At 37.3% G+C, this 15976-nt stretch carries 12 protein-coding genes and 2 pseudogenes; 8 read left to right on the forward strand and 6 right to left on the reverse strand.

Annotated features, from left to right (window positions below; all coding sequences use genetic code 11):
• Positions 1-90 precede the first annotated feature (90 nt).
• The 8 genes and pseudogenes from xylB to arfA all read left to right on the forward strand — a co-directional run bounded on the left by xylB (position 91) and on the right by arfA (position 9656).
• Positions 91-1580: pseudogene (gene xylB, locus LZD48_RS07090) on the forward strand (xylulokinase).
• 134 nt (positions 1581-1714) lie between these two features.
• The gene (gene modA / locus LZD48_RS07095; RefSeq protein ID WP_235762038.1) at positions 1715-2524 is read left to right on the forward strand and encodes a molybdate ABC transporter substrate-binding protein; all 810 of its coding nucleotides are present in this window, start codon (positions 1715-1717) and stop codon (positions 2522-2524) included.
• The gene (gene modB / locus LZD48_RS07100; protein ID WP_235762039.1) at positions 2505-3185 is read left to right on the forward strand and encodes a molybdate ABC transporter permease subunit; all 681 of its coding nucleotides are present in this window, start codon (positions 2505-2507) and stop codon (positions 3183-3185) included. The genes modA and modB overlap by 20 nt, the downstream gene beginning before the upstream one ends.
• Positions 3186-4164: 979 nt before the next feature.
• A complete protein-coding gene (locus tag LZD48_RS07105) occupies positions 4165-5511 on the forward strand; it encodes an ABC transporter substrate-binding protein (RefSeq protein WP_235762040.1) in 1347 nt (448 codons plus the stop codon).
• Positions 5512-5649: 138 nt separating this feature from the next.
• The gene (locus LZD48_RS07110; protein ID WP_235762118.1) at positions 5650-6546 is read left to right on the forward strand and encodes a carbohydrate ABC transporter permease; all 897 of its coding nucleotides are present in this window, start codon (positions 5650-5652) and stop codon (positions 6544-6546) included.
• Positions 6547-7386: a carbohydrate ABC transporter permease gene (locus LZD48_RS07115; protein ID WP_235762041.1), complete on the forward strand. Its 840-nt coding sequence runs from the start codon at positions 6547-6549 to the stop codon at positions 7384-7386.
• Between the two features lie 36 nt (positions 7387-7422).
• Positions 7423-8040, forward strand: a complete 618-nt coding sequence (locus LZD48_RS07120; RefSeq protein ID WP_235762042.1) for a YesL family protein — start codon at positions 7423-7425, stop codon at positions 8038-8040.
• Between the two features lie 125 nt (positions 8041-8165).
• A complete protein-coding gene (arfA, locus tag LZD48_RS07125; protein WP_235762119.1) occupies positions 8166-9656 on the forward strand; it encodes an arabinosylfuranosidase ArfA in 1491 nt (496 codons plus the stop codon).
• A 213-nt stretch (positions 9657-9869) separates the two neighbouring features.
• On the opposite strand, the gene LZD48_RS07130 is transcribed toward arfA, so the two are convergent.
• From LZD48_RS07130 to LZD48_RS07155, 6 genes and pseudogenes are all read right to left on the reverse strand, one after another.
• Positions 9870-10811, reverse strand: a complete 942-nt coding sequence (locus tag LZD48_RS07130) for an agmatinase family protein (protein ID WP_235762043.1) — start codon at positions 10809-10811, stop codon at positions 9870-9872.
• 85 nt (positions 10812-10896) lie between these two features.
• The gene (locus tag LZD48_RS07135; protein WP_235762044.1) at positions 10897-11118 is read right to left on the reverse strand and encodes a hypothetical protein; all 222 of its coding nucleotides are present in this window, start codon (positions 11116-11118) and stop codon (positions 10897-10899) included.
• 434 nt (positions 11119-11552) lie between these two features.
• Complete coding sequence (locus LZD48_RS07140; protein WP_235762045.1) at positions 11553-12650, reverse strand: ABC transporter ATP-binding protein; 1098 nt, start codon at positions 12648-12650, stop codon at positions 11553-11555.
• Positions 12651-12923: 273 nt separating this feature from the next.
• Positions 12924-13802, reverse strand: coding sequence for a PucR family transcriptional regulator (locus LZD48_RS07145; RefSeq protein WP_235762046.1), 879 nt, complete (start codon positions 13800-13802; stop codon positions 12924-12926).
• A gap of 152 nt (positions 13803-13954) precedes the next feature.
• A pseudogene (locus LZD48_RS07150) lies at positions 13955-14203 on the reverse strand (DNA alkylation repair protein).
• Between the two features lie 213 nt (positions 14204-14416).
• Positions 14417-15760: a sodium-dependent transporter gene (locus tag LZD48_RS07155; protein ID WP_235762047.1), complete on the reverse strand. Its 1344-nt coding sequence runs from the start codon at positions 15758-15760 to the stop codon at positions 14417-14419.
• Positions 15761-15976 lie beyond the last annotated feature (216 nt).

Below are 15976 nucleotides of genomic sequence, written 5' to 3' on the forward strand. Positions count from 1 at the left end.
CTAATATAAATGATGAAAATAAAGACGAAGGGCTCTAATCTGATCGAGTGCTTCGTCTTTCTTCTTTATAGAGACAAGGAGAGATATAGAATGAAGTATGTCATTGGTGTTGATTTAGGAACAAGTGCCGTCAAAATATTATTAGTTAATCAGAATGGAAGCGTCGTTCAAGAAATATCAAAATCATATCCATTATATCAAGAGAAAGTGGGCTACAGTGAGCAAGATCCTAATGATTGGGTCGAGCAGACAATTGCTGGGATATCAGAACTCGTAGCAGCGTTTAAAGGGAATCCAGAAGATATTGAGGGGCTGAGTTTTTCTGGTCAGATGCACGGTCTTGTATTGTTGGATGAGGATAATCAGGTTTTGCGAAATGCAATTCTTTGGAATGACACACGGACAACGCAAGAGTGTAGTCAGATTTATGAAAAGGTGGGCAAGGATCGTCTATTAGAGATTACTAAGAATCCGGCATTGGAGGGCTTTACCCTACCAAAAATACTTTGGGTGAAAAAGCATGAACCTCACATTTTTAAGTATTTGTTTTACCGAAGGATTATGTCAGGTATCGATTAACCGGAGAGCTGCACATGGATTACTCGGATGCTGCAGGCACGTTATTATTGAATATCGCTAAAAAGTCATGGAGCAGGGAAATCTGTGAGAAATTAGAGATTAATCCAGAAATATGCCCACCACTCGTGCAGTCAGACGATGAAGTGGGGACTGTAGGGAAACAAATTGCAGAAGTGACAGGCTTGAATGTTAAGACAAAAGTATTTGCTGGTGGGGCGGATAACGCTTGTGGTGCGATTGGTTCAGGGATTTTGGAAGACGGACAGACACTGGCGAGCACAGGGACTTCTGGTGTTGTTTTATCTTATGAAGCAAGTAGCGCCAAAGATTTTGGAGGGAAGGTTCACTACTTTAATCACGCTGCCCCTGATGTGTTTTATACGATGGGGGTGACGCTTGCTGCAGGGTACAGTTTGTCTTGGTTTAAAGAGACATTTGCAAAAGATATAAGTTTTGAAGAATTGCTGGCAGATGTTGATACGGTTTCAGTTGGTGCGAATGGTTTAATTTTCACACCTTATGTTGTTGGAGAAAGAACCCCTCATGTGGACGCGAATATCCGTGGAAGCTTCATCGGTATGGATGCAGCCCATGAAAGAAAACATTTTACTCGCGCAGTATTAGAAGGTATCACTTTTTCGTTAAATGAATCAATAGAGATATTTCGAGAAAATGGCAAGAAAATTAATACAGTTGTATCTATTGGCGGGGGAGCAAAAAACGAAACTTGGCTGCAAATACAAGCCGATATTTTTAATGCGAATGTGGTAAAGATGGAAAGTGAGCAAGGTCCGGGGATGGGAGCTGCCATGCTTGCAGCGGTGGGGTGTGGTTGGTATCCATCACTGAAGGAATGTGCAGTTGAATTCTTAAAAGAAGAAAAGGTCTATTCACCTAATCCAGAAAATGTTGCCAAATATAAAGAACTATTTAAGCTTTATAAAGAAGTCTATAGTAAAACAAATCAATTAAATGAACGATTGATGAAATATAGAAAGTAGACGAGGTGCGGGGCTTACCTTACTCCGAATTTAAATCTCCTGAAGATATCGCATCAGGAGATTTTCATTTTCGACGTTCATTATTAAAATAGGATATAATAAACAGTAAATGGTCGAATGGAGGGCGGTAAAGGATGCGAAAACAATTTCATTTCATTTGTATTCTTTTATTCTTACTTCTATCGTTAGTGGCATGTTCGGATACGAGTAACTCTGCTCAAGATTCAGCAGACAAGCAGAGCGCTAGCGGCGAAGATACTGAATTAACAATATCAGCAGCAGCTAGTTTAAAAGAGGCATTAGATTCCATTCAAGAGGCATTTCTAGAAGAACATCCGGAAGTAGCATTAACCTTTAATTATGGTGCTTCGGGTTCCCTGCAGCAGCAAATCTCACAAGGAGCACCAGTGGATTTATTTTTCTCAGCGGCAAAAGATAAGTTTAATATATTGGTAGAAGAAGGGATGATTGCGGAGGAAAGTCAGGTAGACTTGCTTGGCAATGAGCTAGTATTAATTGTTCCGAAGGGTGAACAAACAATCAATGGATTTGCTGATCTTCAGAAAGCGGAGATAGGTAATATATCCATCGGTATACCTAAAACCGTGCCAGCGGGAAAATATGCGCAAGAACTGCTGGTGGAAATGGATCTATGGGATGAAATAGAATCGAAAATTGTTTTCGCAAAAGATGTCCGACAAGTTTTATCTTATGTTGAAACTGGGAATGTTGATGCCGGAATCGTTTATCAAACGGACGCCCTTACTTCGGAAAAAATAAACATTGCTGCTCCTGCTACTAACGAATTACATACACCTATTCTTTATCCAGTCGGGATTATAAAAGATTCTGACCAGTACGAAATGGCAAAAGTATTTCTCGAGTATATACAAAGCGATGAAATTATAAAGGTATTTGAAGAATATGGATTTACAGTTAAATAGTGAAATCATGCAAGAGTTCCTTAGTCCAATCTGGTTATCTCTTAAAGTTGCTACGATATCAGGTGTTATCGTTATAATAATAGGAACTTTAATTGGTAGAATTCTTGCAAGAAGAAGGTTCAAAGGAAAAGCAATTGTAGAGACACTGCTGATGCTCCCGATGGTGCTACCTCCAACTGTTGTTGGCTTTTTATTGATTGTTGTTTTCGGGAAAAATAGTATTATCGGTCAAGCGATTGAGTGGATTTTTAATCAACCGATTATTTTCACCTGGTGGGCTGCTGTGATTGCAGCAGTAGTTGTCGCATTTCCACTCATGTACCAGGCGGCAAAATCAGGATTTCAGGGAGTGGATAACAATATTGAAGAAGCTGCAAGAATCGACGGGGCGAGCGAGTGGAAAACCTTCCTATTTATCTCGATTCCTTTAGCTTCGAAAATGCTGCTAGCTGGAAGTATTCTAAGTTTTGCCCGGGCTTTAGGAGAATTTGGGGCTACTTTAATGTTTGCCGGGAATATTCCAGGCGTCACGCAAACGATTCCTACTGCGATTTATATCGCGATTGATTCAGGGAAAAGGTTCATGGCTTGGATGTGGGTGATTGCGATTATGATTCTTTCCTTTGGTATGATGCTTGTGGTACGAATTAAGCAGGAGTGATGCTTCTGCTTTATTGAATGAAGTGAAATAGGAACAAAAAGGGGATTTTTTGAAGAATAATTATAATTAGAGATAGAGCAGATGGATGGCGGATAGTTTACAATTGTTAACTAAATATTTATTGCTTCAATAATAGAGGATATTTTCCTATTATCGCACAAGAAAAGTTACACAAATTGATTGTGTTAAGAAAAAAAGGAAAAACTTAGTTCATCCACTAGACGAACAATGATGATTTTGCTATAATGAAATTAATTTAAAAGTAATAAGTAGAAAATCTTTTTAGATTTACAAGATGTATTTTGTAAGCGGTTTTAGCTGGTGTTTTATTAACTATCTTAGATCAATATTGAGGAAATATTATTATAGTAATCTTCAAGGTTTCTGACCCTATGCTAGGTTAATGAATTTCATAATACGTATTTAATGCTTCACCATCACCATATGTAGTTGAGTTGGTTCGTTCCCAACTACATACGGTGATGGGAAAGCCGACTTTGGTAATTATGAAATTCATTCAGGTGTCTAATTTTATAACTATGCTTTATTTAGAAGGGAGAGATTGAAATGAAACGATTTATAATTCAGTTGCCTTTGAAATAGAGAACAAGAGATTATATACTCATCACCTAAATTTAGTTACACTAGATAAAATTCTTAAGAAAATAGATGGTAAGTAGACCTAGGAGAGGTATTTAGCCGCGTTAGATATTAGATATCATGAGAGGAAAGCTTTTATTTCTTTGTATTTAAATACTTACAAAATATTGGAATAAGATAAGGCTAGTCTACCATCAACTTGCAGTGCGTTTTATCCTTTAATAATGAATGGACAGGGGAAGCACATTTAAGTATAATTTTGTGTTTTTGTAAGCGTTAGCATCGTGGAATCTCAATAGATATTATAGTCGAATAATGCTAGGAAAGAGTTGAGTAGTTATAGGTTTGAAGTATAAAACAATCATTTAGGAGGAAAAAAATGAAAAAGCTTAGCTTGTTAGGATTACTAGTATTGATGCTTTTAATTTTAGGTGCATGTGGTGGGGGCGATGACGCTGAAACGAATGGGGGGGACGCAGAAGAATCTGTTGTTGCCGGTGCAGATTTAGAAGATGCAACCGAATTATCATTTTGGACTTTTGCTGGTACGCATGCTGACTTCTATGCAGATGCTGCTGAGAAGTGGAACGAGGAAAATCCTGATAAAGCAATTAAATTAACTGTTGGAACTTATCCGTTCGATCAAATGCATAATAATTTATTGCTCGCATTGCAATCTGGCAGCGGTGCTCCAGATTTGGCAGATATTGAAATCGCGAAATTCCCAAATTTTCTTAAAGGTGATATCCAATTAGAGCCCTTAAACGATTTAATTGAACCAGAGTTAGAAAGTTTTGTAGAAGAAAGGCTAGATATATATGCAGCGGACGATATATATTATGGTGCTCCAACACACTTAGGTGCAACCGTAGTATATTACAATCAAGAAATAATGGACGAAGCTGGAGTTGATATAGACTCTATTAAAACTTGGGATGACTATGTTGATGCTGGTAAACAAGTTGTTAACACGACTGGTAAACCAATGACAACGATTCCAACGAACTGGTATGGTATTTGGCCGTTTGTTACTCAAAAGGAATCAGACTTCTTTAATATAGACGGTGAATTTACTCTTGATAATGAAGAGAATATAGAAACACTAGAATTTATTAATTCTTTAATTAATGAACATGAAATTGCAGAAATCGCACCTGGTGGAAATTACCATTCAGAAGAATTCTATGGTTTTATGAATGAAGAAGGACAAGCTTCTATCGTCATACCAATGTACTATATGAAAGATTTTGTAGAGTACATGCCTGATTTAGAAGGTAAAATGCAAATCCGGCCAATGCCGCTAGCACCTGGTTCAGAAACCCAGTCTGTAGCTATGGGCGGGACCGGTACTGCGGTCATAAGTCAATCGGAGCATACAGATTTGGCTAAAGAATTCTTGTATTTTGCTAAATTATCAAAGGAAGGAAATATTCGTTTATGGACTGAGCTCGGATTTGATCCACCAAGGTGGGACGTATGGGAAGAACCAGAGGTAAGGGCAGATAATATATATTATGAGTTTTTCCATGAGGATATTTTTGATATTTTACTAACTATTAAAGACGATGTTGCTGGTATTAATCTATCAGAATACACACCAGATGTTTTATCAGAGATTGATTCCAATATTATGCATAATGTTCTAAGGGAAGGTAATCAAACTCCAGAAGAGGCTTTAAAACAGTCTGCTGATACCATAAGACAGAAAATGGAAAGCGCAAATTAATAGTTAACATAAAAAGGACAGGAAAACTGTCCTTTTTCCCAAAATATGATTGTAAGAAGGGATAAAATGACAAATAAGAAGTTTAAACAGAATACAAAAGATTATGAATTTGGAGGAGGAAATATAGCAGAACCTCCAATGAGAAAAAGAACGAGAGGCTTTTTGAATTCAAAAAATGTTGTTCCATATGTATTTGTTTCTCCATTTATAATTTCTTTTTTGATTCTTACTCTCTATCCGACAATTCAAGCTTTTATCATGAGTTTTCAAAGAATTTTACCCGGACAAGTTACTTTTATAGGATTTCAAAATTATGAAAGAATATTTAATCCAGCTTTTTTTAAGGCATTATCGAATACAACAATCTATACGATAGCAACAGTGTTTGTTCTTGTATTGGTACCTTTAATTTTAGCAATACTTTTAGACTCTAAATTTGTGAGATTTAAAACAATATTTCGTTCTGCATTGTTTATTCCTTCGCTAACATCTGTGGTAGTTGCAGGTATTATTTTTCGACTATTTTTTGCTGAATCAGAAAGTTCTATAGCTAACCAAATGATAGGTCTATTTGGTTTTGATCCAGTAAGCTGGCAATACACGGGATGGTCTGGGATGTTACTAATGGTTTTAATTGCATCTTGGCGTTGGATGGGGGTTAACGTTTTGTATTTTCTAGCGGGATTACAAAATATATCAAAAGAACTCTATGAATCAGCAGATATAGATGGTGCAAATATATTCCAAAAGTTTCTATACATTACTCTACCTTCCTTGAAACCTATTATGGTTTTTGTAACCACAATAAGTATAATTGGTGGATTTAGGGTTTTTGAAGAAAGCTATGTACTATGGGAAGGTAATTCTCCAGGAAACATTGGTTTAACCTTAGTAGGATATCTGTACCAACAAGGTATTCAGCAAAATGATATGGGATTCGGAGCAGCAATTGGAGTTATTATTTTATTAATAATTTTCATTGTAAGCATACTCTATTTATTAATAACAGGTGGATTTAAAAGAGGTGACGAATAAATGAAAAAGAAAAATGATACAGTGACTAAATGGCTGCTGACTATCATTATCGCGATCATAGCTTTCATTGCATTGTTTCCATTGATCAGTTTAATTATCTCTTCCTTTCGTCCCTCTACGGAACTAATGAGGGATGGGATAACTTTTTCGATTAACTGGAATGAATTATCTTTAGATAACTATGTATATATATTTACTCAAGCAGGTGAATATTGGCAGTGGTATGGTAATAGTTTAATAGTATCTGCTCTAACTATTATCTTATCTCTATTTTTCTCTTCAATGGTTGGCTATTCCTTGGCACTATATAACTTTAAAGGAAGAAATTTAATATTCTTATTCGTTTTGGTTATTATCATGATTCCATTTGAGGTTTTAATGCTACCGTTATATCAATTGATGATAGATATAAAATTAATCAATACATATACTGGTATTATGTTGCCATTAATTGTTTCACCAACGGCAGTGTTCTTTTTTAGACAGTATGCAATGGGGCTGCCGCAAGAACTGATGGACGCTGCAAGAATTGATGGGTGTACAGAATATGGAATATTTTTCAAGGTAATGGCGCCTTTGATGTTACCGTCGTTTGCTGCAATGGCTATTCTACAGGGACTGCATAGCTGGAATAACTTTTTATGGCCATTACTTGTGATAAGGTCAAATGATTTATTTACACTGCCTATTGGCTTGGCAACCTTACTAACTCCTTACGGTAATAACTATGATATTTTAATTGCGGGCGCTGTCATGACAGTTATTCCAATTGTTATTCTCTTTGGTTTATTTCAGCGTTATTTTGTTGCAGGACTTACAACTGGCGGTATAAAGGGATAAAAGTAAGAGATATTATTTGAAGAAGGTGCAACTTAAATGAATGTAGATGGATTTACCGGTTCACTGAATACAATTCTTACTTGGATAACTCGTTTAGCATTCCTAAATATAGTGTGGATTATATTTTCCATAAAGGGTCTATTTATTGCAGGTATTTTCCCCTCGACAATTGCTGCCCTGGATATATGCAGAAAATGGAGAGAGGGAGAACACGACCTATCAATCTGGAAAACCTTTAAACGGTTTTATCGTAAGGAATTTTTAGTTTCAAATATTCTTGGCTGGACAATTATGTTGATAGGTACTCTTTTATATTTAAATTTTCTAGTTATGAGTAATAGTCACGGCAAAGTTCCGATTATAGTACTTATTGCTTTTTACCTGATAACATTCCTATATATTATGATTGTAATTTGGTCATTCCCATTACAATCACGTTATCATGCATCCTTATTTCAGCAGATAAAAAACGCGATAATAATAGGAGTAGTAAAGATACATTATACATTTGCTATATTAATTCTTTTGTTCTTTGTTTTCTATATATCCCTAAAACTCCCGGGGATGCTTCCATTCTTTACCTTTAGTATCACTCTTTTATGTTGGTCATGGATTTCTGAATATATATTTAAAGAAATAGAAGTAGCTAAATAGATTCATGCTAGCTGCCGATGCGGAATAAGAACGGAGAAACACATATTGTATGATCATGAGCCAGATAAATATTGTATTTTGAAAGGAAGAGGAATAGAGTGAAAAAAGAAACGATAAAAGCTGAAATGATGTTAGATAAAGAATTTGTGATATCAGAAATAGACCCTAGAATCTATGGATCTTTCATTGAGCAATTAGGTAGAGCGGTGTATGGGGGGATTTATGAACCAACCCATCCTACTGCAGACGAAAATGGGTTTCGTCAAGATGTAATGAATTTAGTTAAACAGTTAGAAGTACCAATTATTCGTTACCCAGGTGGGAATATGGTGTCAGCATACAATTGGGAAGATGGTATAGGCCCTAAGGAAAATCGCCCTCGTCGCTTAGAATTAGCTTGGAGTGCTATAGAGACCAATCAGGTTGGAACCAATGAATTTATTGACTGGTCTAAAGCAGTAGGGGCAGAAGCAATGATGGCTGTTAATCTGGGGACAAGAGGGATAGATGCTGCTCGCAATTTATTAGAATACTGTAATCATCCAGGTGGCACGTATTGGAGTGAACTGAGAAGAGAACACGGTTATGAGCAACCACATAAAATTAAAACATGGTGCTTAGGGAATGAAATGGACGGGCCTTGGCAAATTGGCCAAAAAACAGCCCATGAATACGGTCGCCTAGCTGCTGAAACAGGGAAAGTAATGAAACTGGCGGATCCAACGATTGAATTGGTAAGCTGTGGGAGTTCAGGTTCGGGAATGCCAACATTCCCGGAGTGGGAAGCAACAACTCTTGAACACACGTATGAGTTCGTAGATTATATTTCTTTACATCAGTACTATGGTAATCGTGATAATGATACAGCAAATTATTTGGCCAATACATTGGACATGGATAATTTTATAAAAACAGTTATTGCAACCTGTGATTATATAAAAGCCAAGAAGCGAAGTAAAAAAACAATTAACTTAAGTTTTGATGAATGGAATGTATGGTTTCATTCCAATGATCAAGATAATGAACTTGAACCATGGTCAATTGCACCACCACAACTTGAGGATGTTTATACATTTGAAGATGCAATTTTAGTTGGTTCTATGATTAACACATTACTTAAACATTCGGATCGAATAAAGATTGCTTGTATGGCCCAGCTTGTAAATGTTATTGCGCCAATTATGACTGAAACTGGCGGAGGAATTTGGAAACAGACCATTTTCTATCCATATTACTATACGTCTGTTTATGGCAGGGGAACTGCGTTGAATTCAATAGTCAAATCACCGAAGTATGATAGTAAAGACTATACAGACGTGCCATACCTTGATAGTTCAGTTGTTTACAATGAAGAGCATGAGGAACTTGTCATTTTTGCTGTAAATCGCCATCTAGAAAATACGTTGAAGGTTGATATAGATATTCTATCATTTGGTGGATTAGAAATAGTAGAACATGTTGTGCTTGAAAATGATAATGTGAAAGCTACGAACACGCTTCATCAGCAGCAGGTAAAGCCACATTCTGAGGGACAATCTTTTATAGAAGATCAAAAGCTAATAGGGATATTGCCAAAAATGTCTTGGAACATGATTCGATTACGAAAGTCTAACTAATTTTAACGATAAAAGGGAGAAAACATGGAAGATTAATAGATAGTTATGCGTTTGGTTTGAAAATAGCCCAATAACATTTGTTTGATGTTAAGTGATGTTAAGGGATAGTGTAGATTTAAGAACAAGGATTATGAAAATATAATCAAGAAGCGTAAAAAACATAAAAAAGCAGATAGCATCTTATGCTATCTGCACTTATCCAATCGTGTTCATCTATTTTTTGCTATAATAAATAACCCCTGCAAGCGCATATAAAACAACCGTCGAAACAAAATGTGCTGAATTCTGATTTGAATCCTGTTGCGGGTAAACCTCCACAAAATCCATCCCAACAACACCTTGTTTACAAATTTCATGCACGAGTGTGAGCAATTCATAAGAAGTTAGACCATTCCCATCAACCGGACCACCGGGATTAAAAGCAAAATCCAATACATCGCTACAGATACTTAAATAGACACAGTCGACATCTTTATTTGCCATCGTGTGCAGTTCGCGAGCGAGCTGTTTCAAATCTCTATGCTCCCGAACATCATTGATTGTAACGGTGACAGCACCAGCATCTCGTGCATTTTGGCCAGCTTCTGGTAAGTTCCTTGGTCCGTGAATGCCGGTATGAATGATGCTTTCATTACGTACCCCATCTTGTTCATAAAGACGGGCGAAGGGACTGCAACGAGCGTACTCATCCCCATTGTGTGAAGGAAGGTTATCGTAATGCGCATCGAGATGGATGATTCCAACCTTTTTCCCTTGTTCAGCAAGTGCTCGAATGATCGGATATGTAATTCCGTGATCCCCGCCGAATCCAATCGGGAATTTACCAGTTTCCCAGAGTTTGCTTGTGAAGTTTGTAATTCTGCTCATTGTTTCCTCCACATCAGCTGGAACTACGTCGATATCACCCATATCCCCAAGCGTTAGATGTTCAAATACATCAATATGATCAAGTTCTGGCAGGTAGCCACTGTATCTTCCAGATGTTAACCGCATCACTTTCGGGCCGAGTTCACAGCCTGTATAATCACCCCAAGTGACAGCACCCTCCCAGGGTACACCATAAACAACAGCATCAACATCTTCAATTGATTGACCTTTTGAAAGATTTTTTGCTCCGAGGAAGGTCGGTGTATTTCCGTAAATATATTTTTCCAAAAATATCAATCCTTTCCATAGAAATCATCTTGTTTAAATAAAAAAGTAGAAAGCTATACGCTGTTCCACTTCCCTTCCTAGCCATTTATAAACATGCCGATGTTTCCTTATTGCCCTTCAATCGAGTTATAATGCCATATCTATTTTTTTCCCCATCTTTATTTAATGTTAACGTATTGGTTCCTTCATCAAATGTAACTTCTTTTAAAGAAGAATGCTTATCCATATCAATCGTTATACGGAAATTAACGAACGATATACCAAATGCACTGGAGAATCGTTCTATAAAAGATTGTTGATTTGTCATGCACTTCAGAAGCCAATTTCATTAGAAACGACGGGTTTATTTCAAAGGATGATTTGACAAGATACATCTAAGATGATAATATAAATTATTGAGTAACAAATAAGCACTCTGGCATTCTGCAAATGTTTTTGAAGATGCTTATTCAAACTGGAGCGACTAAGGGGTCGCAAGGACGCAAGAGCAGGTAGGGCTTGTGTTGCTTAAGTTAGAGAACATCCAGTGGAACACGTACCGCGGTTAAGTGAAATTCTTGAAATAACAAGTATAATTCATGCTGCGTTTTGAAATAATCACCCAATAACTAAAATTAAAACGAAGAATTTCCCACCCGAGATATTCGGGATATAAAATATTAAAAATAAGCTTATATGTTACTGAAAGATGAAAGGGATACTCCTGTATGAGGGGTATCCCTTTTCCAATGGAAGAAAAAATTAATAAATTCTATCTTCTGTCTCTACGTCAAAGAAATGAACTTTATTCATATCAAATCCTAATTTCACTGTATCTCCAGCTTTCACATCTGAACGAGAGTCGACACGGGCGATGAAGCTTTGATCAGCAACTTTCGAGTAAAGGAATGTCTCTGCACCGTTTAGTTCGGCAACTTCAATGCCAGCAGATATCGTTGACTCTGGTGTTGATTCAAGGAAAACAAGCTCATCTTTAATATCTTCCGGACGAACACCGAGAATCACTTCTTTATCAAGGTAGCCATTATCTTTTAATGGCTTCAATTTACCTGCCGGGATTTTAATTTTTACGTCACCCATTGTAAAGTAGGAATCGTTCACTACACCTGTAAAGAAGTTCATAGCTGGTGAGCCGATGAAGCCACCGACAAAAACGTTATTAGGATTCTTATACACTTCCTCAGGAGATCCGATTTGCTGGATATCTCCGTCTTTCATAACGACGAGGCGAGTGGCCATCGTCATTGCTTCCGTCTGGTCGTGTGTAACGTAAATTGTAGTTGATTGCAGCCGTCTGTGCAGTTTTTGAATTTCTGTACGCATCTGGACACGTAGTTTAGCATCAAGGTTTGATAAGGGTTCGTCCATTAAGAACACTTTAGGATCACGGACAATGGCTCGACCTAATGCGACACGCTGACGCTGACCACCAGAAAGTGCTTTAGGTTTACGAGTTAAGTATTCTTCCAAACCTAAAATCTTCGCTGCTTCATTTACACGCTTATCAATTTCAGCTTTTTTAAACTTCCGCAGTTTTAATCCAAATGCCATATTATCGTATACACTCATATGCGGATAGAGGGCATAGTTTTGGAAAACCATTGCGATATCACGGTCTTTTGGAGAAACATCGTTCATCCGCTTATTATCGATATACAGATTACCTTCCGTTATTTCCTCAAGACCTGCAATCATTCGTAGTGTAGTAGATTTTCCGCAACCGGATGGTCCGACGAATACGATAAATTCCTTATCTTGAATATGTAGGTTAAAGTCTTTAACCGCGACGACCTCTTTATCATATTTCTTTTGAATGTTTTCTAATACGAGTTCAGCCATAATGAAATCCTCCTTCAACTATATGAAAACGTTTTTATTTGTTGATTTCATTATAGGTGAAAACGGTTTCTCTTTAAATGGTAATCCTGCACAAAGCTTTGGATGTGTTTTAGGCAACTTTACAAATAAGTTTGTTTTATCCCGTCTTAACGGTCTGTAATCCCCACGCCTCTTAATATAAGGAAAACCCAACATCTGAAGGCGGGTGATAAACAGTCCGTAAATCTCTGATTCTGTTTAACTAACATTCAGTGAACCCTCACTGAAGAAGTTTCACTTTATCAGTAATGCTAAGTAAACTGTCAGTGCGTGATGGAAGTTCCGAATATCCAAATCGGTCTTTTCTTTGAATTTTTCAATTCGATATTGAAGACTGTTCCGGTGCATATACAATTTCTTAGCTGCTACAGATATATTTAAATTGCTCTTTAGAAAAACTTCCATCATTCTCAAGAATTCTTTGTCGTGTTGAAATTCCTGCGGGATCAGATTTTGTAGTTCGTCTTTTAATTCCAGTGTCAGTTGTTCAATAAGCATATAAGGTATTGCTTCAATATAAGAAATCACATTATTATCCGAGTAGGAGAAGACGATGCTTGCTTGGGAGATTAATTGATTAAAATGGTATTTGGCTTGCTCTACTTCTGTGAGATATGGGCTTACGAAAAAACGAATTTTTGTATATAGGTCACTCATTAAAACATCGATAATTTCCTCTAACGAAATTTCCTCTTCATAGTCAGCGAGCTTTATATCAACAATGACTCCTTTTATTTCACTTTCCCAAAGAATAATAATATTTTTTTCAAATAATTGATTCAGCGCGTCTTTGAAATCTGCCGGTTGCAATTGGTCTTTCGAGATTTGGAAAAAGATCAGGCGGAACGAATTTTCTATTTTTGGTAGTTCACCGTCTGCTTGAATATATTGCTGCCACTTTATTTCTTCTTCCGTCCTTGGTGGGAAAATATGTTTATAAGGTTTAAAAAGCATATGTAAAAGAACAGATTCTTTCTCATTGATTTCAGATGGGTCGATGCTGATAATTTGTCCACTCTCTGTAAAGAACCACGTCAGCTTTTCGTTGAGTTCGGTCGGTGTTTTTTTATAGGATTGTAATGAAGGAAAATATTTTTTTAACTGCTGGAGCATGGAAAAACCTCCTGGTTGTGTGTTGAACACCTAAAAAAATAGTAAACCATAATAGTATATAGTTTACCATTTTTCTGTTAAAGGTGCCTGGTAGAAGACATTTGTAAACGACAGATTTAGAAAATGTTAGATTAGTGCCAGACACCAACTATCTAATTCCCATCATACTCCGCAAACTGTTCAAACATCTTTTCATTTTCTATCAATCCACAGACTCCACATTGAACTCTGTATTGCGGCCCATTATATGCTTGATGAAAAGGAAGCGTATTCCCGCTTGTATATTCCTCTAAAACTTCCCCCGTTTTCGCATCTAGCTATACAGGAGTTGCGGTCTGCTCAATCAAATTGAAGCGTGATCTGTTTGTTTTGCAATTGGGACAGCGGTATGGTTTATCCATCATGCACCTCCGTATATTTCTAGCATCTTATTCAATCCATCCATCATTATTTTGACTTATTGAATGAATTTCATAATTACCAAAGTCGGCTTTTCCATCACCATATGTAGTTGGGAACGAACTAACTCAACTACATATGGTGATGGAAAAGCATTATGCTGTTAATATACGAAAAATGCATGATTAAAATTCAGAAATTAAAAAGATACGACTTCACCAAATCTCTAATACATCCAGCATGACGAAGATAATTAGCGCTGGGACGATATAGCGGACGAGGAAGAACCAAGCCTGGAATATGCCGTACTTTAAGTTACTGCCTCGCCTTAATTCTTCATACAATGCAGTTTTTTTCATTTTAAAAGATACGAAAATCGAAATGAACAATGCCCCAATTGGCATTAGAATATTACTCACGGTGTAGTCTGCCAAATCAAAAATCGATTTGCCGAATAATGATACCTCGCTTAAGACACCGAAAGATAGTGCGGAAGGGACACCAAAGAGAAAGATTGCTAATCCGACAATCCATGCCCATTTCTTCCTTTTCAAAGGATTTCCCTTGGAGATTACTGCAACAATAATCTCTAACATCGAGAATGCCGAGGTTAACGTCGCGAATAAAAAGACAACAAGGAACGTTGCGAAAAACAACATTCCGGCAGGCATTTGACTAAAAATGGTAGGAAGCACGTTAAATAACAAGGTTGGTCCTGCATCCGGCTCCATCCCGAATGCGAATACCGCTGGAAATATCACAAGACCAGCTAAGAGGACGACCATGATATTCATGACGACAATCGAGATTGCGGACCTTGGCAGGCTGTGATCCTTTGATAAGTACGAACTATAAGTGATCATTCCGGAAACACCGACACTTAAGGTGAAGAAGGATTGCCCCATCGCTTCAAGTACAGTCCCTGATGTCACTTTTGATAAGTCAGGCTGGAATAAAAATGAAATACCGGCAGAAGCGCCGTCCAGCGTAACGGAGCGGATGACGAGCACGGCAAAAAGAATGGCGAGTGCTGGCATCATAATTTTATTCGTCTGTTCAATTCCGTTTTGTACCCCTCTACTGATAACAAAAATGGTCATGATAATAAAAATGAGCTGTGTGCCAAGGCTAAGCGCAGGGTTCGCTATCGTGTCTGCAAACAGTTCGGCATACTGGGCTTCATTTAAACCTGATAATCCTCCGGTCACGACTTTCCATAGGTACGTAATAATCCATCCGCCAATTACGCTGTAAAAGGAAAGTAGAATAAAAACACTTATCATCCCAAGAATCCCGATAAAATACCATTTCGTTCCGGGTGCGATAACTTGGAAGGAACGAACGGCATTTTGCTGTGCAGTTCTGCCTATCGTGAACTCAGCTAACAATAATGGAAGTCCGAGTATGATTGTAAATAAAAGAAAGATAAGAAGAAATGCGCCACCGCCATTTTGTCCTGCGATATAAGGGAATTTCCAAATGGCGCCAAGGCCAATCGCAGCTCCTGCGGCTGATAAAATAAATCCAATTCTTGATGAAAATTGCTCTTGCTGACTCAAATAAAACTTCCTCTCATGTTGAATATCTATACTATTTTCTATTATCAAGAGGGAAATGTCAAAGAAGGACGAGGTTACCTGGCATACCTTAGGTTGTTTCGAAAACCTACAATTATTTATCATAAGAGCGTATTTTTACAATATGCAGATGAATTACAGTTGTACGTTGTTATTTAGAACGAAAGAGTGCCCTTATAATCAATAAGGGTGCCCCAA

Source organism: Oceanobacillus alkalisoli, from assembly GCF_021556485.1.
GTDB lineage: Bacteria > Bacillota > Bacilli > Bacillales > Amphibacillaceae > Oceanobacillus > Oceanobacillus alkalisoli.